Source organism: Gluconacetobacter liquefaciens (assembly GCF_003350405.1).
In the GTDB taxonomy this organism is placed as follows: Bacteria; Pseudomonadota; Alphaproteobacteria; order Acetobacterales; family Acetobacteraceae; genus Gluconacetobacter; species Gluconacetobacter liquefaciens.
In genome coordinates, this window is the sequence record NZ_QQAW01000001.1 from 674,682 (window position 1) to 697,239 (window position 22,558).

The following is a 22,558-nucleotide window of genomic DNA, read 5'->3' on the forward strand; positions in this document are numbered from 1 at the left end:
CAGGGCCGTCTGACGGTTCATTCTCTATGCCTGTGACCCGGTGGAAACCAGATCACATTCGGCAGGACCATGACCGCTGTCACGCAGCGGGCGCATGTCGGGGCGCGGTGGGGCAGACGCTCAAGCCGTCTGGCGGCGGCCCTGATAGACGCGGCCGAAGCGGTTTTCGAGGAAGGCGGACAGTGCGATGTCTTCCTGCCGGATGACGCCCCGTGCCGGGAGGTGGCCGTCTTTCAACAGGTCCAGCACCGCGCAGATCGCGCCGGCGGTGGTGATCTGGATTGCCGTGCGCGGGCGGCCGTTGACCGTCTCGCCATAGATGCGGCGGACGAAGCTTTCCTGGGTCAGCCGCCCGTCGCGCCAGCCGGAGACGGTGACGAAGACCAGCACGATGTCCTGTTGCGTGACGGGCAGCGCGTATTCCAGGATATCCTTGAAGATATCACGCCTTTCCGCCAGGCGCAGGTCGCGCAGCAGCATCTTCATGGCCTGGGCGTGGCCGGGGTAGCGGATGGTGCGGTAGTTGAGCTCGCGCACCGCGCCTGCATAGGTCTCGCACAGGGAGCCAAGGCCGCCGGAGGTGTTGAAGGCTTCGTATGTCACGCCGTCGACCCCCAGCGTCTCCAGCCCTTCCAGGGCCGGTACCATATGGCGTTCGCCGCCGACGATGGCCTCGCAGGGTTCGATATATTCATTGATGACGCCGTCGGTGCTCCAGGTGAGGTTGTAGCCCAGCGCGTTGGAGGGAAATTCCGGCAGCGCGCCGACGCGTAGATGGATCGTGTCCAGCTTTTCGAAACGCTGGGCGATGTCGTGGGCGACGATGGAGACGAAGCCGGGGGCGAGGCCGCATTGCGGGATGAAGGTGGATTGGGCGCCCTCGGCCAGCGCGCGGACCGCGCGGGTGCTGGCGACGTCTTCCGTCAGGTCGAGATAGTGGATGCCGGCCGTGGCGGCGGCGGTGGCGATGGCGGTCGTCAGGTGATAGGGGGCGGCGGAGAGGACGGCGTAATGGCCCTCCATCAGCGGTGCGAGGGCGCCGTCCCTGGCGATATCGACCCGTACCTTGCGCACCTGGGGGCCCACATCGGCGCGATCGAGGCCCGGCTGGTCGCGGTCGATCAGCGTGACGGCGTAATCGCCGGTCGCATCCAGGAAGTCCGCGATCGTCGAACCGATCTTGCCTGCGCCGACAACGAGTATCTTCTTCATGCCAATCGTTCCTGATGCTGATGCGATACGGAAATGGAACGAAGGAACGGGGCCGGACACAATGGACAGCGTGACGTGCGATCGGTGCTTTCTTTCGGCGAAATGTCGGATATAATCGGCATTATGCAACCCGACGAGACGGACAGAACCCTGTTGGCCCTGCTGGAGGGCAATGCGCGGATGTCGACCGTGGCGCTCGCACGCCGTGTCGGCCTGTCGCGCACCACGGTGCAGAGCCGGATCGAGCGGATGGAGCGGGCCGGGGTGATTGCCGGCTATACGACGGTGACCCCCGCCCATGATGCCGATGCAGTGCGGGCGCATGTGATGATCACGATCACGCCCCGGCATGCGGCCTCGGTCGAAGCCGCGCTGCGCCCGATCCGCGAAATTCGCGAACTGCATGCCGTCAGCGGCATGGTGGACATGATCGCCATCGTAGGCGCGGGCTCGACCGAGACCATCAACCGGGTGATCGACCGGATTGGCATGTTGGACGGGGTGGAACGTACGACCTCGGCGATCATTCTTTCCACCCGGTTCCGGCGGCGGGGGCAGGCGAATCTTTCCTGACCCGCCAGTTGCTGATGATGCGTCAGCGCTGTGATTGCAGGATCGCCCGCGCGAACGAGGTGGTGGGATCGAAGAATTGGCTTTTGAGAGCCTGACCGAACATGCGGTCTGGTGAGCGAGAGCGGCCCTGATGGCCGCCCGCCGCGAAGCGCGGGAAACGCGCGTCGGATCGCGACCAGGGCGCATTTTCGGTCAGGTTCTGCGTGATGGATCGTGTCCGCACGTACTCTGGTGTCGTCATTGACTGGGGCTCTTGCCCGACCCGCCCTCCTTGGGGTCGGCTCGAACTATCGGGCAGGCAATGCGTTGAAAAAGCGATATTTGCGGGCAATCGTCCCAGTAACCGAGGAGGCGCGACCTTGAGACGTTCAGCATTGGTCCCATTTGTCCTTGCCGCCCTCTTTTTCGGGACGGCGCAGGCCGCGTCTCGCCAGGAGCAGAGCGCGGCCTGTCGGGGGGATGCCATCAAGCTGTGTACCTTCGCCATTCCGAACGAAGACAAGATAACGGCCTGCATGAAGAAGAAGGTCGATCAGCTTTCGCCGCGCTGCCGGGCGATGTTCGAGCCGGCGGCAAAGAAGAAGCATCGCCAAAGCAGGGCGAAGACGCCTTCGTGACTGGACCCTGACCCGCCTGCGATGAATTGCCGGATGGGGCAGAGGCTCCCTCGCGTTGATCGCATGCCTGCCCCGGTGCCGGACGGTGAAATGAGGCTGGTGCGGGCGGAGAGCGGGAAGGGACAAAGGAACCGGGGCAGCGGCGTTCCGTTCACGTCTTGTTGTGCCGGTGGGGGTGGGCGGCAAGATGCGGGCTGGCTGGAATTTTCGCATGGCGTGCATGCGGATATTCGCGGCGAGGCTCTGCCCGCCTGCGTGCCGTCCGGACAGGCGCGTTTCACGATCCGCTGACCTGAGTGATACTTTTCGGGAGATATTGGATGCCTGCCAGCACCGTCGCCGATCTGATTGCCGATACGCTTGTCGAAGCCGGTGTGAGCCGGATTTACGGCATTGTCGGCGATAGTCTCAATGGTCTGACCGAGGCATTGCGTCTGCGGCCCGCGATCGAGTGGGTGCATGTGCGTCATGAGGAGGTCGCGGCGTTTGCGGCCGCCGGCGAAGCGCAGGTGACGGACGGACTGGCCGTCTGCGCGGGGTCGTGCGGGCCGGGGAATCTGCATCTGATCAACGGCCTGTTCGACGCGCATCGCAGCCGGACGCCGGTGCTGGCTATTGCGGCGCAGATTCCGTCGGCCGAGATAGGCGGTGGGTATTTCCAGGAAACGCATCCGCAGAACCTGTTTCGCGAATGCAGCCATTATTGCGAACTCGTCTCCGACCCCGCGCAGCTTCCCTATGTGCTGGAAAATGCCATTCGGGCCGCCGTGGGGCAGCGCGGCGTGGCGGTGGTGGTGATACCGGGAGATGTCGCGCTGCGGCCGGCGCCGGCGCGCGCGCCGGCCGGGCGGCGGGCGTTGCTGCCGCCGCAGCCGCGCGTGCTGCCGGCGGAGGCCGAACTGGATGCGCTGGCGGAGATGCTGAACGGTGCCGCACGTATTACCCTGTTCTGCGGACGGGGATGTGCCGGGGCGCATGGGCCGCTCATGCAACTGGCGGAGGTGCTGAAGAGCCCGACCGTACATGCCCTCGGTGGCAAGGAGTGGGTTGAATACGACAATCCCTATGATGTCGGCATGACGGGCTTTATCGGGTTTTCGTCGGGTTATGCCGCCATGCAGGGATGTGACCTGCTGCTGATGCTTGGGACCGATTTTCCGTACAAGCAGTTTCTGCCTACGGATGCCCGGATCGTGCAGGTGGATATCCGGCCGGAGAATCTTGGGCGGCGCTGCAAGCTGGATCTGGGGCTGGTCGGAGATGTGGGGACGACGATCACCGCGCTGCTGCCGAAGCTGACAGTGAAGGCGGACCGGACGCATCTGGACACCAGCCTGGGCCTTTATGCCAAGGCCCGCGAGGGGTTGGATGATCTGGCGGTCGGTACGCCGGGGCGCAGGCCGATTCATCCCCAGTATCTCGCGAAACTGGTCAGCGAGGCGGCGTCGGACGACGCCGTGTTTACGGCGGATGTCGGCACGCCGACCATCTGGGCCGCCCGTTACCTCAAGATGAATGGCAGGCGCCGTCTGGTCGGATCGTGGGTGCATGGGTCGATGGCCAATGCCATGGCGCATGCGATCGGTATTCAGGCGGCGCAGCCGGGGCGGCAGGTCGTATCGTTGTCGGGCGATGGCGGATTTACCATGCTGATGGGGGACCTGATCACGCTGACGCAGCAGAAGCTGCCGGTGAAAATTGTTATATTCAATAATGGCGTACTGGGTTTCGTGGCGTTGGAGATGAAAGCGGCGGGGTTTGTCGATGTCGGGGTCGACCTGAAGAATCCGGATTTCGCGGCGATGGCGCGGGCTATGGGCATCCATGCCATGCGGGTGGAAGATCCGGGCGATCTGCCGGGGGCTGTGGCCGAAATCATGGCGCATGACGGGCCGGCGTTGCTGGACGTGGTGACTGCCACGCAGGAACTTTCCCTGCCGCCGACGATCAAGGCCGAGCAGGTGAAGGGATTCAGCCTCTATATCCTGCGGGCGATCATGAACGGGCGCGGGGATGAAATCCTCGATCTCGCCAAGACCAATCTGCTCAAACGCTGAGACGGATTGTCTGGGCAGAGGGCGCGGCCTGTGACCGGAGCCTGTGAGACAGCAATACGGTCTGGAAAACGCGGGGGGGGGGGGGGGGGGGGCATGCCGTCCGTGCGTGTTCTCTGGCCGGTTCTCAGAATATCTGGATGATGATCAGTAAGGTTCCGGCCACGCCTGTCAGCCATGCCAGCGTACGGATGCCGGTAACGCCGGTGATGTAGCATCCGGCATGCACCACTCGTGCTCCCAGGAACAGCCAGGCGCCCAGCACGGTCATGACGTTGGAAATGCTCGCGAAACGTGCGGTGAGCACGACAATGGCGAAGGGAAGCAGGTTCTCCACCAAGTTGCGGTGCGCGCGCAGGCCGCGCCCCGCGGCACCCGTTGGTTCGGGGATGTCTTCGCGATTGCCGATCAGGGCGGCCTGTCCGGTCTGGCGGGCATGGAGCGGCCCGTAGAGCGCGGGCAGGGCGAGGCAGAGGATGGCGGAGCATAGGAGGGCCCAGAGTTCCGACGTCATGATGGGCCTGCCTCTTGCATCAGAAGGAAGAACGGGCACCGGGCGCAACACGGACGGTCGGCGCAAGTTCGGACCGGAAAAAATGAGCCCTGTCGGTGCATCGGGGCGGGACCCTTCATCAGGTGCGCTCCGATGCGTGGCGGAGAGGTCTTGCGGGTTAGGGTGAGGGATTGTCCGGCTTGATCGGCGGCGGCGGTCTGCCCGGCCTTTCCGGTGGGGGCGGGGAGCGGGTGGTGACGCCGGGGATCTTTCTGTTGCTCGGGTCCTTGAGGGGACATGGCCCCGTCTTGCTCCGATCTTTCTCGTTCATGCATTTCTCTTCGTGCGCATGGGAAGAAGACGGGGGAGGTGGGGGGTGGGCGCCTTGCGCCGATGCGGGCGACATCATGGAACATGTGAGGCCCGTTATAATAAAAGCATATTTCGTGAAATGTGCCATAGAATCCTCCATTGCATCGGGTATCAGATGGCTCTGCACCTCAGGAGGGAAACGGTGGGAAAGGGCGATCTTTTCCGAAAGGGCGGAAATTTAAAAAATATTGGAATAAAATGGATGAATGGGCGATCGGCATGGAGTCCCAGCATGTTGCTGGGGGCTTCACGAGTCTGTGATGGTGGAGCGGGGGACGAATGTCTCTGTAATATCAGTGGAGTTCGTCATCTGGATTTGTTTTCAAAAAATCATTTCTAAAAAAGAAAATTTTGAAACTCCTCTCGTAGAGGTGTATTCAATCGGGTGTGGGCCGTGTCGTCCGGGATGTGCAGCGCGATGCATGGCTCGACCTTGGACAGCAGGAGCATGCCATGATTTCACTGGAAAAATATCATTCATTCCTCGTGCGCGCGGCGGATAAAGGTGGCAGCAGTGGCGGGAGCCATAATCCTGGCCATTTTACTCAGGATCGAGAAAAGGCAGCCGAGGCCGGGCGCAAGGGTGGCCAGCATAGCCATGGCAATGTCGGGCATAGTGCCGGTGGCGCCGAGCATAAAGCGGGCAATTTTGCCGATGATCCCGAGAAGGCGGCGGAGGCCGGCCGCAAGGGGGGCCATGCGTCCCATTCCCATAAGGGTGCATGAAGCGGGGTGGGGACTCTGTCCGGTAGAGGACGGCGCTTGATGGAGTGTGCCGGAAGGGGGGGCGCGGCTGACGACAGGGGGCGTGCCCGATCGTAGCCGGGTTTGGAGCGCTTTTCGGACACTCGGTTTTAGGAAACCCGGCTGGCGGATGACGTCGGCCGGGTTTCTGACATTTTCCGGCACGCGGTGTCTTTCTGTTTTTCCTGAAAGGAAAATTCATGGAGAACCGTTTGAGAATGTGCCGGGAGAGGGAACCTTCCCAAACCTTTGACGGGCAAGGCAGGGTGAGAACGGATTCTCACACACTGGTGTAGAGGATTTTTGAAAACCGGCTTATGTCTGGCGCTTTGGGGCTTTCGCGTGACGCTACGCTTTTCGGCGCGTCATAAGCGGCAGGGGCGTGCTGTGGAGCACTCGTCTGCGGTCTGGCTGTCGGGCAGGGTAGAAAACTGATCCATTCAGTTGAAGGAATTCGTCATGTTCATGACAAATCGCGCTTTCCCGGTTGCGGCCGGGGCGGTGATCCTCGTCGCGCTTTCGGGTGGTGGCGGGCTGCGTGCGCAATCGGTTAGCGAGCGGTCCGGGATCAATTCCCTGATCGGCGTCAGCCCTTCCACCGCCGATTTCGTGCGGATGGTGGCATTGAGCGACATGTTCGAGATCGAGTCCGCGAAGCTGGCGCTGGACCAGAGCACGGATGCGAAGGTGCGCGCTTTCGCCCAACGGATGCTGAAGGATCATCAGGCAACAACCACGGAGCTCAAGGCGGCGATTGCCGGGCGTGGGGCGATCGATGCGCCGCCGACCGCGCTGGATGACGCGCATGAGACGAAGCTGAATCAGTTGCGCAATCTCAAGGGGCTTGGCTTCGATCGGCAGTATCGGACCCAGCAGATTGCGGCGCACGAGGATGCGGTGTCGTTGTTCACGCGATACGCAGAAGGCAAGGAGGATCAGGCGCTGCGCAATTTTGCCACGCATGCGCTGCCGACGTTGAAGGAGCATCTGCGCATGGCGCAGGCATTGCCGATCATGCACGACTGACGGGATGTGTGTGATTTATGGTGTTATTGAATGAAAGGATCGTTATCAGGTCATCCTGTTTCGGGAATGCAGGTGCGGTCCGGGTGGATGGGGCGGTGGTGGGGGACCGCAAGCTGGTCACACTCCGCCGGCCGGACGATCCGCCCGCATTCTGTTCCGCCATTGCTCGATTGTTTGCCGGCGAGCCTGATGTGGTGCATCCCGATATCGAACGATCTTCACCCGCAACCTCTCGATGCGCATTGCATTCCTCTCTGTGTCGATAGCAGCGCCTGTTTGGGCCTGAGATCGGGCTTGGAATGTGCCGCGTTACTGATGCCAGCCGAGGCCTTTCGGCATCATCGAGAAGCCGTGGGCGCGCAGGGCGGCGTCGAGGCACGTTGTCTGCACGGGGTGGTCATTGACCATCTCAAGCGTGAACATGAGGTGCTTTTCGCGTTTCAGCGCGGCGGCGAGGGCGGACAGGGCGGTGGTGACCCGGTCCGTGTGGGCGGGGTCGTCCGGATCGAGATAGGTCAGCAGGGTGCGGCCGCCCTGGGTGAGGTAGAAGGCCAGGCGATCGTCCGCGATGACGACGAAGGCGCCGGGGCGGCGCGTCGGACGGGTTGTGGACGGGTGCGGCGGCCAGGGCAGGGCGGTGCCGAACGGATTGGCGGGGTCGGCTGCCGAAAGTGCGATGGCGAGCGGAGCGGTGGTGGGGCGCTCGGCATGTGTGCGCAGGCGGTCGATGGTTGCGCGTTCGGCGAACTGCGTGGCGCCCAGCCCTTCGACGAAGCGGCCGCGCAGGATCTGGCCGGCGTCTTCCATACTGCGGAAAATCGGCTGGAGGGCGGGGAAGCCGCCGGGCACCGCTTCCGCGATGGTGGCGCCGCGGGTGACGATGCCGTAGCGGTCCAGAAGGCCCTCGGCCAGGGCCAGTGCCCGGGCGGTGTCGGTGACGGCTTCGCGGGGGAGCAGCGACCAGCGGCCCGACAGGGTGGGGTCGCCCGATGGGCGGGCGAAGGCAGCGCCGTGCAGGCCCCGGTGACGCCGCGATCGCTGGACCGGGCGGGGGCGGTGGGTCGCGCGGGCGCCGGAACGGGCGCGCAGTGGCGACCAGCTATCGGTGGTGACGTGGCCGGTCCAGGCGAGGTCCCATAACGCCGTATCGAGTTCGGAGGCCGTCAGGATCGGGTTGCTGTCCCAGTCGCTGTCCGGTTCCGCCGCCAGCCGGGCGGGGGCCAGCGTGGCGAGTTGGCGGGCGAAATAGGCGCCGCCATCGGCGAGAATGGCGAGGATGGCGCGCTGGAGCGGCGAGAGAGCCGCCATGCGGTCGGCATCCGGTGGAGGCGGCAAGGTTTCGGCGGCGAAATCGCTTGGGTGCAGGGACACCAGCCCGTCCTCATTGCCGGGAGTGGCATGGCCGCACCACAGGACGGTGCCGTGGCTGAGCAGTTCGTCCAGCATCGCCGGGGTGTAGTCGGCGATGCGGGCGCGCAGGATCTGGTTCTCCCACAACGCGGCCGGCAGGGGGACGCCGGCCAGTTGCTCGATGACCCTGGCGACGCCGTCGATGCCCGCGAGCCGGCCCAGGCCGCCGGGTTCGGCGACCAGGACGTGGCGTTCCAGCAGCAGGCGGGTATAGGCATCCTGCCCCGCCGGGCGGGTCGCCGCGCGCGCGGCCTGCAAGGCGCGCAGGCGCAGGCGCTTGAACACGTCATCGGCGACCCACTCATGGGTTGCCAGCGGGTTGGGGGGCGGTGGGGTTTCGTCCTGTGCTTCCAGCCGGCGTTCGACGCCGAAATTGCCCTTGAGCAGCTTGCCCTGGTCGCGCAGCCGGTCCAGCGCCGCGTCGGCGACCGAGACGCCGAGGCCGAACCGGAGGGCGAGCGCGTGCGTCGTGAAGGGGCCATGGGTGCGGGCATGGCGGCCGATCAGGTCGCGGAGTGGATCGGCGGGGGGCGCGAGGAAGATGTCGGGCAGGTTGGGCGGGAGGGTGACCCCCAGCGCGTCGCGCAGGCGGGCGGCGTCCTCGATGGCGGCCCAGCGTGACTGGCCGGCGATCGTTATGGCGATGATTCGGTGGTCGGCGGCAAGGGTGGCAAGGCTGGTTTCGGCGTTGCCTTCCGCGAGGCGTTGCGCGACCTCCTGCGCCGATAATGGGCCGAGTTCGCGCAGCAGGTCGGCCACGCCTTCCGGACCCTTTGCGCGGTAGGATGGGGTCAGGCGCTGCAATTCCTGTTCGACCTGCTGCGTGACCGTGGGATCGAGCAGGGTGCCGAGATCGACTTCGCCGAGAAGGTCGGCCAGCAGGCCGCTATCCAGCGACAGGACCGAGGCGCGGCGTTCGGCGATCGGGGCGTCGGTCGCATACATGAATTCCGCGACGTAGCCGAACAGCAGATCGGCCGCGAAAGGCGAGGGGATCTCGGTCGTGACCTCGACGATCCGGACCGCGCCGTCGGCGAGGCGGCGGGCCAGACTGTCGAGGGCGGCGAGGTCGTAGACGTCGCGCAGGCATTCGCGAGCGGTTTCGATCAGGATCGGGAAATCGGGATGGTCGCGCACGATTTCCAGCAACTGGCCGGCGCGCAGCCGCTGTTGCCACAGGGGGGAACGGTGACCGGGGGCGCGGCGGGGCAGCAGCAGCGCGCGGGCGGCGCATTCGCGGAAGCGGGCGGCGAACAGGGCCGAGCCGCCCACGGCGTCGGTGACGATGCCACGGAGTTTTTCCGGGTCGAAGAGGAAGAGTTCCGCGCCCGGCATCTGCCCGGCGGTGTCGGGCAGGCGGGCGACGATGCCGTCGTCGCTGGCCACCACCGACGGGTCGATGCCGAACCGACGGCGCACCCGCGCCGCGATGGCCAGTGCCCATGGGTCGTGCACGCGGCGGCCGTAGGGCGAGTGCAGGATGACCCGCCAGTCGCCGGATTCGTCGCGGCAGCGTTCGACCACCAGGGCGCGGTCGGTCGGCAGGATTCCGGTTGCGGTGCGCTGGGCGTCGATCAGCGCCATGAGGTTGGTGGTGGCGTTCGTGTCGAGCCCCGATGCCCGCAGGCGGTCTTCGGCCTTGTCGCGCGCCTCGGCGTCGAGCGTGGCCAGGAAGGTGCCGATCGCTTCGCCCAGTTCGGCGGGGCGCCGTAGGCCGTCGCCATGCCAGAAGGGCAGGCGGGCAGAGCGGCCGGGTGCGGGTGTTACGATGACCTGGTCGTTGGTGATCTGCTCGATGCGCCAGGAGGTGGTGCCCAGGGTGATGATGTCGTTGACCCGGGATTCGTAGACCATTTCCTCGTCGAGTTCGCCGACGCGGCGCGAGCCGGCGCGTTCCTCGCCTTCGGGCAGGACGACGGTGAAGCTGCCCCGGTCGGGGATGGTGCCGCCGCTGGTGACGGCGAGTTGCAGGGCGCCGGGCCGTGGGGTCAGGAGATCGGTTTCGCGGTTCCAGACCAGGCGTGGGCGGAAATTGGCGAAGTCGTCGGAGGGGTAGCGGCCGGCCAGCATGTCCAACGTGGCATCGAACGCGCTGCGGGGGAGGGTGGCGAACGGGGCCGCGCGGCGCACCGTTGCGTACCAGTTCTCGACCTGGAGCGGCGCGACGGCAACGGCGGCCACCGTCTGCTGGGCCAGGATATCGAGCGGGTTGCGTGGTGGGTCGATCGCCTCGATGCGGCCGGCGCGCATGGAGGCGACCGTGACCGTGGCATCGACCAGATCGCGTCGGGTGCGGGGGTAGACCAGTCCCGCCGAGGCGCCGCCGACCTGGTGCCCGGCGCGGCCGACCCGTTGCAGGCCGCTGGCCACCGAGGGCGGGGCGGCGACCTGGATCACCAGATCGACCAGCCCCATGTCGATGCCCAGTTCCAGGCTCGATGTCGCGACGACGCAGCGCAGGTCGCCGGATTTGAGGGCGGTTTCGATCTCGCGGCGCTGTTCCTTGGAGACCGAGCCGTGATGCGAGCGCGCGATCAGCGGCGGCGCGCCCGTTGCGCGCTTTTCGGTGCTGCCGGTGACCGAGGCGTAATGGACGGGGGACCCGGTATCGGGCGCGTCTTGCGTGAAGCGTTCGGCGTAGAGTTCGTTGAGGCGGGCCGTGAGCTTTTCGGCCAGGCCGCGTGAATTGGTGAAGACGATCGTTGCGCTCTGGCCCAGGACCCTTTCGAGGATGCTGGCCTCGACATGTGGCCAGATGGAACCTGCCCGTGTGCTGCGGTCCCCGTCACCGGGTTGGCCGGTGGCCGCGAGGTTGCTCATGTCTTCGACCGGCACCACGATCGTGAGGTCGAGCCGGCGGCTGGCGGGGGGATTGACGATGGTGACCGGGCGGGCGCCCCCGAGAAATTGCGCCACCCGGTCGGCCGGGCGTACGGTCGCGGACAGGCCGATCCGCTGTGCGGGTGTGGGCAGCAGGCCGTCCAGGCGTTCCAGGCTCAGGGCCAGATGCGCGCCGCGCTTGGTGGCGGCCACGGCGTGGACTTCGTCGAGGATGACCGCCTGCACGCCCCGTAACGTCTCGCGCGCCTTCGACGTGAGCATCAGATAAAGCGATTCCGGAGTGGTAATGAGGATGTCGGGCGGGCGGCGTAGCAGGGCGGCGCGTTCGGTCGCCGGTGTGTCGCCGGTGCGCATGCCGACCGTAAGGGTGACGGGCGGATCGCCGCGCTGCGTCCGTTCCGCCTCGACGCCGTGCAGTGGGAGGCGGAGGTTGCGCTGCACGTCGGCGCCGAGCGCCTTGATGGGTGAAATGTAGAGGATGCGTGTGGCCGGTTTTGCGTCAGGCGGCGTGGCGGTGGTGTCTGCCTCGCGCTCGCGGAACAGGCGGTCGATCGCATGCAGGAAGGCGGCCAGGGTCTTGCCGGAGCCGGTGGGCGCGATGACCAGTGCGTTCTCGCCGGCACCGATGGCGGCCCAGGCGGCCGCCTGTACCGGCGTGGGCGACGCGAACGCGGCGGTGAACCAGGCGCGGGTCGCCTGGGTGAACCCGGCCAGCGGGTCGGTGGTCGGAGGGATGGTTGGCGGCATTATTCCGTGGTGCGGTTTCGTCTGCCTGCCGACGATAGGCCTTTGTCCTCCGGACGTCCAAGAGGGCGGGATGCCGGTGGTCAGATGGCTGGATCGGATGGGGTGAGACGCCCGTACAGGCTGGCGACCGTCATGATGCAGGCCGAGACCAGGAGCCCGTCGAAGGTGGGAATAGTCGTCAGGCTCGTCATGCCGAATTCGGACAGGGCGCCGGCGATGCCGCCGCATATCCAGGCCAGGATCGCGGCATGCTGCCTGCCCGCCGCCGGCCGGCCGGCATTGGCCGGGAGGCCGATCAGGGTGTCCACGATCAGGATGGCGGCGATCGGGGGCAGGACGATGCCGAGCAGGAGCAGGAAGCGCACATAGGCATCGGTCAGGCCCCCAAGCTCCAGAATGCCGCCGACGATGCCGCTGCCGAGCACATAGGGCCACAGGCGGCGGCCCTGGAGCAGGTTTGCCAGGGCGAGGCTGCCCGAATACAGGCAGGCCGAGGCGTCGATCCACGCGCTGAGAACCAGCACCAGCAGCGCGGGGATGCCGAAACCCAGCGCGACGAGGGCGGAGACGAGGTCGGGCCGCCCCAGAGCCAGGGAGGGGATGCCCGATGCGATCATGATGACCGGATAGGCCAGTGCCAGCGCGGCCACGACGGCGCCGGCGGCGGCATTCGGCGACCGCACGAAGCGGCTGTAATCGGGCTGGATGATGATGCCGACGACGTAGGAGCCGATCATCGCCGAGACGGCCCCTCCGAAGGTCAGGGCGTGGGTGCCGCCGTGCAGGGCCGCGGCCGGCAGGGCATGCCATGTTCGCGCGATGCCGGCGATCAGCCCGAGTGCCACGACGGGAATGACGATCTGGCCTATCCGTTCGAGACCACGCGCTCCCATGCAGGTGCCGATGACGATGCCGATGCCGGCGAGGGTCGAGACCAGATGCGGGGAGATGTGCAGATGGAACTGCTCGCTGAGTGCGGGTGCCGCCGTGCTGCCCAGCAGCCCGATCGTGGCCCCGAACCATCCGACCAGCGAGACGCCGATGACCGTTCGGACAATGACGGCGCCGTAAGGGCCGAAGATGCGTGTGCTCAGAAGGGAGAGGCTCATGCCCGTGGCGGCGCCGAGCCAGGAGGTGAAGGCGGCCAGAAGCGCCGTCATCAGGGCGCTGGCGATGATCGCGGCGATGCCGTCATGAAGGCCGAGGGCCGAGAGGATGCGCGCGGAGAGGACGAAGCCGGGCAGGCCGCATTGCGTACCCGCGACGATGAAGAAGATCCGCCATGCCGAGCCGCGTTCGGCCTCGGGCACGGCGTTGGCGGTATGTTCGTCGTGCGTCGCGTGCATGCGCATCTCCTGCATGAAGAAAGAGGCTGTTTGAAAGGTCGGCCTGCCAGGCTTGGAAAATGCGCGTGGGAGCACAGGCGGGTGACTTGCCAGACAGCATCGAAAGCCGGGGAGCCGTGCGGTGAGGCCGCACGGCTCCCCGTGGACGATCAGTAGGTGTACTGGATCTCGCCCCCCAGCATGCGGGGCTCGGCCGGCTGGGCGAAGCCGCCGGAGACGTACTCGGCGTTGTAGCGGGTGTCGGTCAGGTTGTTGACGTAGAAGGTGGCGGACCATTTCCGGTTGGGGCTTTCGACGCCGACCTGCAGGTTATAGAGATTGAAGGCGCTGCGCGGTGTTGCGTTTTCCGGATCCCAATATTGCTTGCCCTTGGCCTCGACGTCGAAGCGGCCGAAGAAGCCGAGCCAGCGGTTGAAGGCATGGTGGTACTGCACGCCGATATTGGCGGTGAATTCGGGAATATAGGGTGCCCAGTTACCCTGGTCGGCGCGGTCGAACGTGTATTTGGTGATCGAGCTGTGGGTGTAGCCGCCGTTGGCGAACACATCCAGGCCGGGAAGGATGGAGTATTTCGCCTCCAGTTCGCCGCCCGTCAGGTGGATCTTGTTGATGTTGACGAGGATCTGCGCGCCGACCGAGCCGACGAACAGGAAGTAGAACGAGTTGCGGTCGCGCGTGTCGAAGAAGGAGCCGTTCAGAGTCAGGCGATTATGGAACCACTGGCTCTTGAAGCCGGCTTCGACCGTGTTCGCCACCTCGGGCTTTACGGTATTGTAGACGCCCGGCAGGTTCGCCGCTTCCGCCGTGCCGTTCTGGTTGAACTGCCCGCTGCGGAAACCGATGCCGTAATCGACGAAGAAGGTCAGGTTCGGGTTGACGTGATAGGTCAGCGTGCCCTTGGGCTGCCCCTGCTTGAACCAGCGCGTGCGCCGGCAGGACCCGCCCGACATGGTGCAGCCGGCGGGCACGCCGCCGCTGCTTTCCGGATTCACGTACTGGTTCAGAGAATTCCAATCGTACCGGTAGCCGAATTCCGCTGTCAGGTTCTTGAGGATATCATAGGACAGATGGCCGAACAGCGCGAAGTCCTGGTTGTGGTCCGAGTTGCCGAAATAGGTCAGCGTCTGGTTGGGCGCGTATCCGTAAAGCGGCGAGGTGCTGACACGGGCGATGCCGTTGCCCGTGTCCGCCCCGGTGGTGGAAGCCAGATAGTCGCGTGTGTCGAGGAAATAGCCGCCGCCCATCCAGCGGAAACGGCGATCGGAGCGTGACGTGACGCGGAATTCGTCTTCCCACGAGGTATTCTGGGCCCACTGGGTCTGCGTGCCGTCATAGCCCGAACCGTGCGTGGCGGTGTAGGGGAACTGGTCCGTGCCGATATATTCGTTGATCTTTACCCAGCCCAGCGTGTTGGAGAAGGTCGCGAAGGGCTGCGTATAGACCAGGCGGAACGACGCATTGCGGATGTCGCGCTGGTTGTAGCCCCGGTTGTTCGCGCAGAAGGTGCGGCTGACCCTGTTCGCATCCGGTGCGGGGCCGCCGAACGGGTTCGTCGGGTCCAGGAAGCACGGGCGGCTCGGGTCGTATTTTGCGGACTGGTAGTGATAGTTGTTTGCGCCGCCCTGGGTTTCGTCGAAGCCGACACGGAAGTCGGCGGTCAGGTTGTCGGTGATGACGGCTTTGATGTGGCCGCGGCCGGTATATTCGTTGGAGCGATCGACGGTCTTGTTCAGGTAGACGTTTTCCAGCAGGCCTCCGAAGGAGTGTTCGCTGAAATTGACGTCATAAAACAGGCGGTCCTTCACGATCGGGCCGGCGAAGGAAATCTTTCCCCGGTAATCGGCGCCATTGCCGAACTGGGCGTCGGCATGGGCGTAGAACGTGTTCGTCGGTTGGCGCGTATTGATGACGATGGCACCGCCGATGGCGTTGCGTCCCCACAGGTCACCCTGTGGGCCGCGCAGCACCTCGATCTGGCCGACATCGTAGAGATCCTGCGTGAACTGGCGAGAATCCATCTGCTGCACGCCGTCCACGATCACCGCGACCGGACTCTGGCCGTTGCGGACCTGGGTGATGCCGCGAATGGTGATGAAGGACACGCCGGCCTGCTGCGCCTGGGTGATGGAGACGTTCGGGGTCAGGGCGATGAAGTCGCTCACACCTTGAATATGCGCATCCTTGATGTTGGCCGCCGTGAAGACGGTGGCGGAAACGGGGGCGGATTGCAGTTTCTGCTGGCGCGACAGGCCGGTGACGACGATGGCTTCGGACTGCGGGGCGGCCGGCTGTGCCGGTGCCGCCACGGGTGCGGCCACGGCGGCCTGGGTGCTGTCTGCCTTCGCCTTTGCCGTCGAAGTAGCGGCAGGCTTGCCGGTCTGCCCCTGTCGCTTGGTCGGGGGATCGCTGGCGGTGTCGACCGCGGCGAATGCGTTTTCCACGCCCGCGGGCATCAGCCCCAGCGAGAAGACGGACGCCAGAATGACCTGCTTTTTCGATATGTGCTTTCTCATGATTTCCACCTGATATCCGCGTGATGTCGTGATGCGGTGTGTTGTTGTTTCCTGGCGCGGTCAGCCGTCCGCGCCGGCTCCCCATGCCCCGCCGTTCGCCGTGCCGATTTCGATCCTGTCGCCGGGCTGGAGCGACAGGCCGGACACGAAGGCGTGGTTTTCCGTGCGGCCGTCGGCGTGTGTGATGGCGAGGCGGTTCGTGCCGCCCGGCCCCCCGCCGGCCGCTCCCCATGCCGGCTGGCGCGTTCGGCTATAGCCTGCCGACAGGATGGCTTTTGCCCGGACGCCGTAGCACATCGACAGCCCCTGGCCGCCGGGATGCCGTCCGGTGGATGCCGGGGCCGGGTTCAGACGGCGGTAGAGGACGTCGAGGCCGTAGCGGCTTTCGACAATTTCGGCGGGACAGTTGAATGTCTCGCCATGGCATGCGGAATAGAGCGCGGTTTCGCCTTCCCGTTCCGCGGTCGCTCCCCATCCTCCCATCTGCGGTTCCACCATTGTGAAACGCCGGCCGGTATCCGGGTGGAGTCCGGCGACGACGGTGCCGCAGATCGAACTGAAATGACCCGCGGGCAGGCGATCGGGCATCGCCTGCGCGATGCAGTGCCACAGCAGGTCGTACAGCCCGATCCGGATCTCGAAATAATAGCCATGCGGGGCGGTGCCCTCCGCGTGGAAGATCGTGCCGGGTCGCGTGAGGACCTCCAGCGGCCGGAACGAGCCCGCGTTGGCGGCGGGCGTCGGGTCGGCCAGGGCTTTCAGGATCATCTGCGCGGCGATGACCGCGCCATCGCGCGTGGTGTTGTACGGGGCCGCGCGCTGGTCTGGTGCATCGCGCAGGTCGACGGTCATCTGCTCGGCGGTGATCGTGACGGTGACCGACCACGGGGTGCCGTCATCGCGGGTCTCGGTCAGCGAGAACGTGCCGTGGGGAAGTGCGGCCAGGCCGGACCGGACGCGGGCTTCCCCTTCCGCGAACAGATGGTCGACGGCGTCGCGGTAGGCCGCCTGCCCATACTGGCCGACCATGTCGACCAGCCTGCGCGCGGCCAGGCGGGACGCGGCGATCTGGGCCCACAGGTCGCCCCGGACGAAATCGGGCAGGCGGCTGTTGGCCGCGATGATGTCGAACACCGCATCCAACTGCCTTCCTGCCGCGCACAGGCGCACGGCGGGAAGGCGCAGACCTTCCTGGAAGATCTCGGTCGCGTCGGTCGACATGGACCCGATGACCAGGCCGCCGATATCGTTCCAGTGGGCGATGGAGGCGGTCCAGGCGATCAACTGCCCGTCGGCGAACACCGGCAGCGCCACGACGACGTCGTTCAGATGCGTGACGCCACCGTGATAGGGGTCGTTCGTCACGAACATGTCGCCTTCGCGCAGGCTGTCGCGCGGATGGACGGACAGAATCCATTTCACGCTCTTGTCCAGGACACCGACGAAGGTGGGAATGCCTGCGCCGGAACTGAGAAGATTGCCGTCGGCATCGGTGATGCCGGTGCCGACATCCAGCACCTCGTAGATGACGGGGCTCATTGCCGTCTTCTTCAGGATGGCGAACATCTCCTCGGCCGCGGAGGCGATGACGGACTGGATGACGGTACGCGTGATCGTGTCAGCGGTCATCGGTCTGGTCCTGGCCGTGGGGCGGGATCACGGAAAGGGTGCGAGGCAGGCCGGAGAGGATTTCCGGCCCGTCATCGCGCAGGAAGACGATTTCCTCCAGGCGGATGCCGAAACGGCCTGGCAGATAGATTCCAGGCTCGATGGAAAACACCATGCCAGCTTCGAGAATTGTTTCGGATGTTTCGGTGATGAAGGGAGCCTCGTGCCCTTCCATGCCCAGGCCATGGCCGGTGCGGTGGACGAAATACGGCCCGTAGCCCGCCTGTTCGATCACCCCGCGCGCGGCACGGTCGACCGAGGATGCCGTGGCGCCGGGGCGCGCGGCCTTCAGCGCTGCCTGCACGGCGGCCTCCACGATCGCGTGGATCTCCGCGTAGCCTTCCGGCTCGTGCTCCAGCACGGCCATGCGGGTGATGTCGCTGCAATAGCCGTCGCGGCGAGCGCCGATATCGATGACGACGGCATCGCCCGGCGACAGCACGGCGGCGCCCGTATGGTGATGGGGCAGGGCACCGTTCGGGCCTGTAGCAACGATGGCGAACTTGACCTTCGCGCCTTCCGCGGCGAAGGCGCCGGTTATGCCCTCGGCCACTTCCGCCTCGGTCATGCCCGGACGCATGGTTGCCAGGGCGTGCAGCATGGCACGGTCGGCGATCGCTGCATTCTCCTTGAGGAGCCTGTATTCCTCCTGGTCCTTCAGCATTCGCACCGCGCCGGCGACATCGCGGGCCATCACCACGTTTGCACCTGGCAGCCGGTCGAGCACGGCCAGGGCGAAATCGGTGCGCATGGCCTCGTCGAGGCCGACGCGGAGCGGAGTGTCGGGCGGGCAGGTCGCTGCCAGGGCTGTTTGCAGGGCCTGCGCCGGTCCCTGTGCATCGGTCCAGGTGGCGAGGGGAAGATCGCTGCGCGCCTGCGTGTCCGCTGCGTTGAGTGCCGGCATGACGAACATGGCCTGCTGCCGCCCGACCAGCAGCAGCGACAGGCGCTCGTCCGGGTAGGGATGGAAGCCAAGCAGCCATTCGACATAGGTGCCCGGACCCAGGACCAGCAGGTCCACGCCGTCATCCGCCATGCGACGCCTGAGGCGCGCAAGTCGTTGCTTTATCGTAATATCTTGCATGGTCACCCACCTTTCGGCCGTCCGGCTGCCATCCGGACCTGTCCATTCACACTGGCAGGAAAAAGGAGATCGTTGGTTTCTGGTGCCGGCGTGCCGGCGGTGGTCAGGTCGTGTAGATGCGTTGCGCGTGTTCGGCGGTGATCAGGCCGTTCTTCACGTCCCGTGCCACCAGGGCGGGGTCGCGCAGGGCCGGGTTGCCATAGCCGCCACCGGTGCCGGTGACGATGCGGATCACGTCGCCTTTGTCCACGCGCAGGCCGGAGACGAAGGCATGGCGTTCCTGCGTGCCGTCGCGGCGCAGGATCAGTGCATAGTTGCCCGTTCCCTCATGCCCCTCCTTGAGGGACCACGGCATGATGCGCGAGCGCGTATAGCCGATCGTCAGGAAGGAATTGTCCTGGCGCACGCCATAGTCGATGACGATGCCGCGCCCGCCGCACCACTGGCCCTCGCCGCCCGGCCCGGTATGCAGTGCCATCCGGCCGATATGCAGGCCGTTGCGGGCCTCGGAAATCTCGGCGGGACAATTGTAGGTTTCGCCGTGAAAGCCAGAGAACAGGGCGCTGTTGCCGTCATGGCCCTCGCGCCCGCCCCAGCCGCCGATCTGCGGTTCGATGATGGTGTATTGCCGGCCCGTATCGGGGTGGATGCCGCCGATGAACGTACCGCCGATCGTGGCGAAATGCCCGGCCCCAAGACGCTCGGGCATGTGTTGCGCCAGGCAGCGCCAGATGAGATCGAAGACGCGCACTTCGGTTTCGAAATAAAAGCCGATCGCGGCAGGTTCGCGCGCATGGAAGACCGAGCCTTCGCGCGTCAGCAGGCGGATCGGCCGGAAGGTGCCGTCATTGGCGGGGGAGTGGGGGTCGCACAGCGCCTTGAGCATCATCTGCGCGCAGATCATGGCGCCGTCGCGGCTGGTATTGGTGGGTCCGATATCCTGATCGGGGTTGTTGCGCAGGTCGACGACGAATTCGGTGGGCGAGATCGTGACCTTCACGTTGTAGACGCGGCCGTCATCCTGCTCCTCGTCCAGTTCGAAGGTGCCGTGGGGCAGGGAGGCGAGGGTGGAGAGCGTGACCTTCTCGCCGAAGGTCATGAACCCTTCCATCGCTGTTTCGAACGTCGCGACGCCGTATTTCGTCGCCAGTTCCGTCAGGCGGCGGGCGCCGATCCGCACGGCGGCGATGGCGGCCCAGAGGTCGCCTTCCAGAAAATTGGGCATTCGCGAGTTGCAGCGCAGGATCGCGAAGACCGACTCGTTTGCCTCGCCGGCATCGATCAGGCGGATGGCGGGCAGGCGAAGACCTTCCTGGAAGATTTCGGTTGCCTGGACCGAAAGGGAGCCGGGTGCCATGCCGCCGACATCGGAATTATGGGCGATGTTCGCGGTCCAGGCGATGAGGCGCCCTTCCGCGAAGACCGGCATGGCGACCACCAGGTCGTTCAGGTGGGTCACGCCGCCATAATAGGGGTCGTTGGTGATGAAGACGTCGCCCGGCTGGATCGTCTCCTGCGGGAACTTGGCCAGCAGGACCTGAACGGCCTTGTCCAGCACGCCCACGAACGAGGGGATGCCCGCTCCCGAAGAGGCGATGCGGCCCCGTGCGTCCAGGATGCCCGTTCCCATGTCGAGAACTTCATAGATGATCGAACTCATCGCCGTCTTGCGCATGGTGGCGAACATCTCGTCCGCCACGGCCTGGAGCGAGTTCTGGATGATCTCCAGCGTGATCGGGTCGTGGCTGACCTGGCCCGTGCTGTCGTTCATGCGGCTTCTCCGGAAACGAGAAGGATATGAAGATTGCCGTATCCGTCGACGGATACCGTGTTGCCGGGATGGATTACGATGGTGGTGCCGCTGTCCTCGACGATGGCGGGGCCCTGGAAACGCATGCCGGGGGCCAGGCGGTCGCCGTTATAGATCGCCGCCTCGTGCAGGCCGTCCTGCGCGTAATCCACCTGTCGCCGGCCCTTGAGGGCACCGTCGGCGTCGGGCGGGCCGGAGGGCCTTTCCTTCATGTTCAGCTTGCCGACAGCGGCCGAGGCCACCAGATGCACGCCGACCATCTCGACGGGCGCATCCAGGCGGTATGTGTATTCGCGTTCGTAGGTCTGGTGGAAGGCCGCCAGGATGTCCGCCAGATGTCTGGCGGCGAGGTCTCCGGCGGGGATCGGCACCTCGGTTGTATGTTCCTGGTTCTGGTAACGCAGTTTGACGTAGCGGATGAAGCGGATGCTCTCCGCGGGCACGCTTTCCTGGACGAAGCGTTTGGTAGCGGCAGCCTCGATTTCGGCGAACAGGGTGGCGATCGCGCTTTCGGCACCCTCCGCCATGTCCATCAGGCGTGTCACGAAATAATCGTGCCGGAGGTCGGACATCATCATGCCCCAGGCCGAGAACACGGACGCGCTGGCAGGAATCACGACCTTGCGTACGCCGAGTTCCATGCCCAGTGCGACCGCGTGCATCGCGCCGCCGCCGCCGAAGGCGACCAGTGTGAAGTCGCGCGGGTCGAAACCCCGGTTCAGCGAAATCAGCTTCAGCGCATTGGTCATGTTGTTATTGGCAATGCGGATGATGCCGCGCGCCACGTCGGTGGTGGAGATGCCGATCTTCGCGCCGAGCGCCTCCAGTGCCCGTTCGGCCGCTTCCATGTCGGCCTTCACCGACCCGCCGCAGAAATAATCGCGGTTGATGCGGCCCAGCCAGAGATTCGCATCGGTCGTCGTCGCGTCGGTCCCGCCGCGTCCGTATGCGGCGGGACCGGGGCTGGCCCCGGCTGATTTGGGGCCGACATGGAGTTTGGCGAATTCGTCGACCCAGGCGATGGAACCGCCACCGTTGCCGATTTCTACCAGGTCGACGACCGGCACCATGATCGGATAGCCGGCGGAGGTCCGGTCCCGTTCGATCCAGTAATCGGTCATGATCCGGACCTGGCCATTCTCGATCAGCGAGCATTTGGCCGTGGTGCCGCCGATATCGAGCGCCAGCACGTTCGGTTCGCCGATCATGCGCCCCAGTTCGGCGGCGCCCCAGAAGCCGGAGGCGGGGCCGGACTCGACCATCGTGATCGGGGTCGCTGCGGTGGAGTCGACAGAATCGACCCCGCAATTCGACTGCATGATGAAAAGGTTGCCGGCAAAGCCACGATCGTTCAGGCCGCTGCGCAGGCGCGACAGGTAGCGTTCGGCCACCGGTTGGACATAGGCCGACAGGACGGTCGTGTTCGTCCGTTCATACTCCCGCCATTCGCGGGTGATCTGATGGGAGGCGACGACGGAAACTTCTGGCCACAGACGACGAATTTCGGCTGTTACGGCCTGTTCGTGCGATGGATTGGTGTACGAGTGCAGGAAGCAGACCGCGATGGCCTGCACGCCTTCGGCACGAAACATGTCGATGATGGAGGGCAGTCCGGCCATATCGAGGGGCGCGGATTCCTCGCCTTTGTAGGACAGTCGGCCCGGCAGTTCCGCGCGCAGGTGGCGGGGCACGAACGGCGGCGGCTTGCGGTAATTGAGGTTGAAGAAATCGGGTCGGTTTCCTCGGGCGATTTCCAGGATGTCTCGAAAGCCCTCGGTGCTGATCAGGCCGACCTTCGCGCCCTTGCGCTCGGTCAGTGCGTTGATGACCACCGTTGTGCCGTGGGCGAGAAAATCGATCGTGCTGGCCGTTATCCCGGCCTTTTCGATGACGTTCAGAACCCCCTGCTCGAAGTTCGGGGGCGTCGTATCCGACTTGGCCGTCAGGACATGCGACTCGCCTGTGGCGTGATCGGTCTCGAAACAGACCAGATCTGTGAATGTTCCGCCGACATCTGTTGTTACGCGGATCGTTTTCCGTGACATAAT

Annotated in this window: 14 protein-coding genes; 4 read left to right on the forward strand and 10 right to left on the reverse strand. The window is 65.4% G+C overall.

Annotated elements, in window-relative coordinates; all coding sequences use genetic code 11:
* Positions 1–120: 120 nt before the first annotated feature.
* Positions 121–1,212, reverse strand: coding sequence for a saccharopine dehydrogenase family protein (locus C7453_RS03000; RefSeq protein WP_114725824.1), 1,092 nt, complete (start codon positions 1,210–1,212; stop codon positions 121–123).
* A 123-nt stretch (positions 1,213–1,335) separates the two neighbouring features.
* On the opposite strand from C7453_RS03000, the gene C7453_RS03005 reads away from it, so the two are divergent.
* A complete protein-coding gene (locus C7453_RS03005; RefSeq protein WP_245948729.1) occupies positions 1,336–1,785 on the forward strand; it encodes an Lrp/AsnC family transcriptional regulator in 450 nt (149 codons plus the stop codon).
* A 22-nt stretch (positions 1,786–1,807) separates the two neighbouring features.
* Here the strand turns inward: C7453_RS03005 and C7453_RS03010 are convergent, their stop codons facing one another.
* Positions 1,808–2,026 carry a hypothetical protein gene (locus tag C7453_RS03010; protein WP_114725825.1) on the reverse strand — a complete coding sequence of 73 codons (219 nt, stop codon included), beginning with the start codon at positions 2,024–2,026 and terminating at the stop codon, positions 1,808–1,810.
* Positions 2,027–2,722: 696 nt separating this feature from the next.
* Here C7453_RS03010 and poxB point away from each other — a divergent pair.
* Positions 2,723–4,459 carry a ubiquinone-dependent pyruvate dehydrogenase gene (gene poxB / locus C7453_RS03025; RefSeq protein WP_114725832.1) on the forward strand — a complete coding sequence of 579 codons (1,737 nt, stop codon included), beginning with the start codon at positions 2,723–2,725 and terminating at the stop codon, positions 4,457–4,459.
* A gap of 124 nt (positions 4,460–4,583) precedes the next feature.
* Here the strand turns inward: poxB and C7453_RS03030 are convergent, their stop codons facing one another.
* Positions 4,584–4,970 carry an MAPEG family protein gene (locus tag C7453_RS03030; RefSeq protein WP_114725834.1) on the reverse strand — a complete coding sequence of 129 codons (387 nt, stop codon included), beginning with the start codon at positions 4,968–4,970 and terminating at the stop codon, positions 4,584–4,586.
* 804 nt (positions 4,971–5,774) lie between these two features.
* Between C7453_RS03030 and C7453_RS03035 the strand changes: the two genes are divergently transcribed.
* On the forward strand, positions 5,775–6,047 hold the full coding sequence (locus tag C7453_RS03035) for a con-10 family general stress protein (RefSeq protein WP_114725836.1): 273 nt from the start codon (positions 5,775–5,777) through the stop codon (positions 6,045–6,047).
* Positions 6,048–6,530: 483 nt separating this feature from the next.
* Positions 6,531–7,091, forward strand: a complete 561-nt coding sequence (locus C7453_RS03040; RefSeq protein WP_114726116.1) for a DUF4142 domain-containing protein — start codon at positions 6,531–6,533, stop codon at positions 7,089–7,091.
* Positions 7,092–7,400: 309 nt separating this feature from the next.
* Here C7453_RS03040 and C7453_RS03045 read toward each other — a convergent pair whose 3' ends face one another.
* The 7 genes from C7453_RS03045 to C7453_RS03075 all read right to left on the reverse strand — a co-directional run bounded on the left by C7453_RS03045 (position 7,401) and on the right by C7453_RS03075 (position 22,555).
* On the reverse strand, positions 7,401–12,089 hold the full coding sequence (locus C7453_RS03045; RefSeq protein WP_114725838.1) for an ATP-dependent helicase: 4,689 nt from the start codon (positions 12,087–12,089) through the stop codon (positions 7,401–7,403).
* Between the two features lie 80 nt (positions 12,090–12,169).
* Positions 12,170–13,435 (reverse strand): cytosine permease, encoded by a 1,266-nt coding sequence (locus C7453_RS03050; protein ID WP_170143094.1) that lies wholly within the window; start codon positions 13,433–13,435, stop codon positions 12,170–12,172.
* A gap of 149 nt (positions 13,436–13,584) precedes the next feature.
* Positions 13,585–15,948, reverse strand: coding sequence for a TonB-dependent receptor (locus tag C7453_RS03055; RefSeq protein ID WP_211311009.1), 2,364 nt, complete (start codon positions 15,946–15,948; stop codon positions 13,585–13,587).
* A 60-nt stretch (positions 15,949–16,008) separates the two neighbouring features.
* Entirely contained in the window at positions 16,009–17,577 is a 1,569-nt protein-coding gene (locus tag C7453_RS03060) for a hydantoinase B/oxoprolinase family protein (protein WP_114725842.1), read from the reverse strand.
* Positions 17,567–18,700, reverse strand: a complete 1,134-nt coding sequence (locus C7453_RS03065; protein WP_170143095.1) for a M24 family metallopeptidase — start codon at positions 18,698–18,700, stop codon at positions 17,567–17,569. The genes C7453_RS03060 and C7453_RS03065 overlap by 11 nt, the downstream gene beginning before the upstream one ends.
* Positions 18,701–18,803: 103 nt before the next feature.
* On the reverse strand, positions 18,804–20,471 hold the full coding sequence (locus C7453_RS03070) for a hydantoinase B/oxoprolinase family protein (RefSeq protein WP_114725844.1): 1,668 nt from the start codon (positions 20,469–20,471) through the stop codon (positions 18,804–18,806).
* The gene (locus tag C7453_RS03075; protein ID WP_114725846.1) at positions 20,468–22,555 is read right to left on the reverse strand and encodes a hydantoinase/oxoprolinase family protein; all 2,088 of its coding nucleotides are present in this window, start codon (positions 22,553–22,555) and stop codon (positions 20,468–20,470) included. Before C7453_RS03075 ends, C7453_RS03070 begins: the two co-directional genes overlap by 4 nt.
* Positions 22,556–22,558: the final 3 nt, after the last annotated feature.

What these genes read in the sequence shown, in the direction of transcription:
- C7453_RS03000 (WP_114725824.1), bottom strand. Translation starts at nt 1,212, where the DNA reads ATGAAGAAGATACTCGTTGTCGGCGCAGGCAAGATCGGTTCGACGATC.
- C7453_RS03005 (WP_245948729.1), top strand. Translation starts at nt 1,336, where the DNA reads ATGCAACCCGACGAGACGGACAGAACCCTGTTGGCCCTGCTGGAGGGC.
- C7453_RS03010 (WP_114725825.1), bottom strand. Translation starts at nt 2,026, where the DNA reads ATGACGACACCAGAGTACGTGCGGACACGATCCATCACGCAGAACCTG.
- poxB (WP_114725832.1), top strand. Translation starts at nt 2,723, where the DNA reads ATGCCTGCCAGCACCGTCGCCGATCTGATTGCCGATACGCTTGTCGAA.
- C7453_RS03030 (WP_114725834.1), bottom strand. Translation starts at nt 4,970, where the DNA reads ATGACGTCGGAACTCTGGGCCCTCCTATGCTCCGCCATCCTCTGCCTC.
- C7453_RS03035 (WP_114725836.1), top strand. Translation starts at nt 5,775, where the DNA reads ATGATTTCACTGGAAAAATATCATTCATTCCTCGTGCGCGCGGCGGAT.
- C7453_RS03040 (WP_114726116.1), top strand. Translation starts at nt 6,531, where the DNA reads ATGACAAATCGCGCTTTCCCGGTTGCGGCCGGGGCGGTGATCCTCGTC.
- C7453_RS03045 (WP_114725838.1), bottom strand. Translation starts at nt 12,089, where the DNA reads ATGCCGCCAACCATCCCTCCGACCACCGACCCGCTGGCCGGGTTCACC.
- C7453_RS03050 (WP_170143094.1), bottom strand. Translation starts at nt 13,435, where the DNA reads ATGCACGCGACGCACGACGAACATACCGCCAACGCCGTGCCCGAGGCC.
- C7453_RS03055 (WP_211311009.1), bottom strand. Translation starts at nt 15,948, where the DNA reads ATGAGAAAGCACATATCGAAAAAGCAGGTCATTCTGGCGTCCGTCTTC.
- C7453_RS03060 (WP_114725842.1), bottom strand. Translation starts at nt 17,577, where the DNA reads ATGACCGCTGACACGATCACGCGTACCGTCATCCAGTCCGTCATCGCC.
- C7453_RS03065 (WP_170143095.1), bottom strand. Translation starts at nt 18,700, where the DNA reads ATGCAAGATATTACGATAAAGCAACGACTTGCGCGCCTCAGGCGTCGC.
- C7453_RS03070 (WP_114725844.1), bottom strand. Translation starts at nt 20,471, where the DNA reads ATGAACGACAGCACGGGCCAGGTCAGCCACGACCCGATCACGCTGGAG.
- C7453_RS03075 (WP_114725846.1), bottom strand. Translation starts at nt 22,555, where the DNA reads ATGTCACGGAAAACGATCCGCGTAACAACAGATGTCGGCGGAACATTC.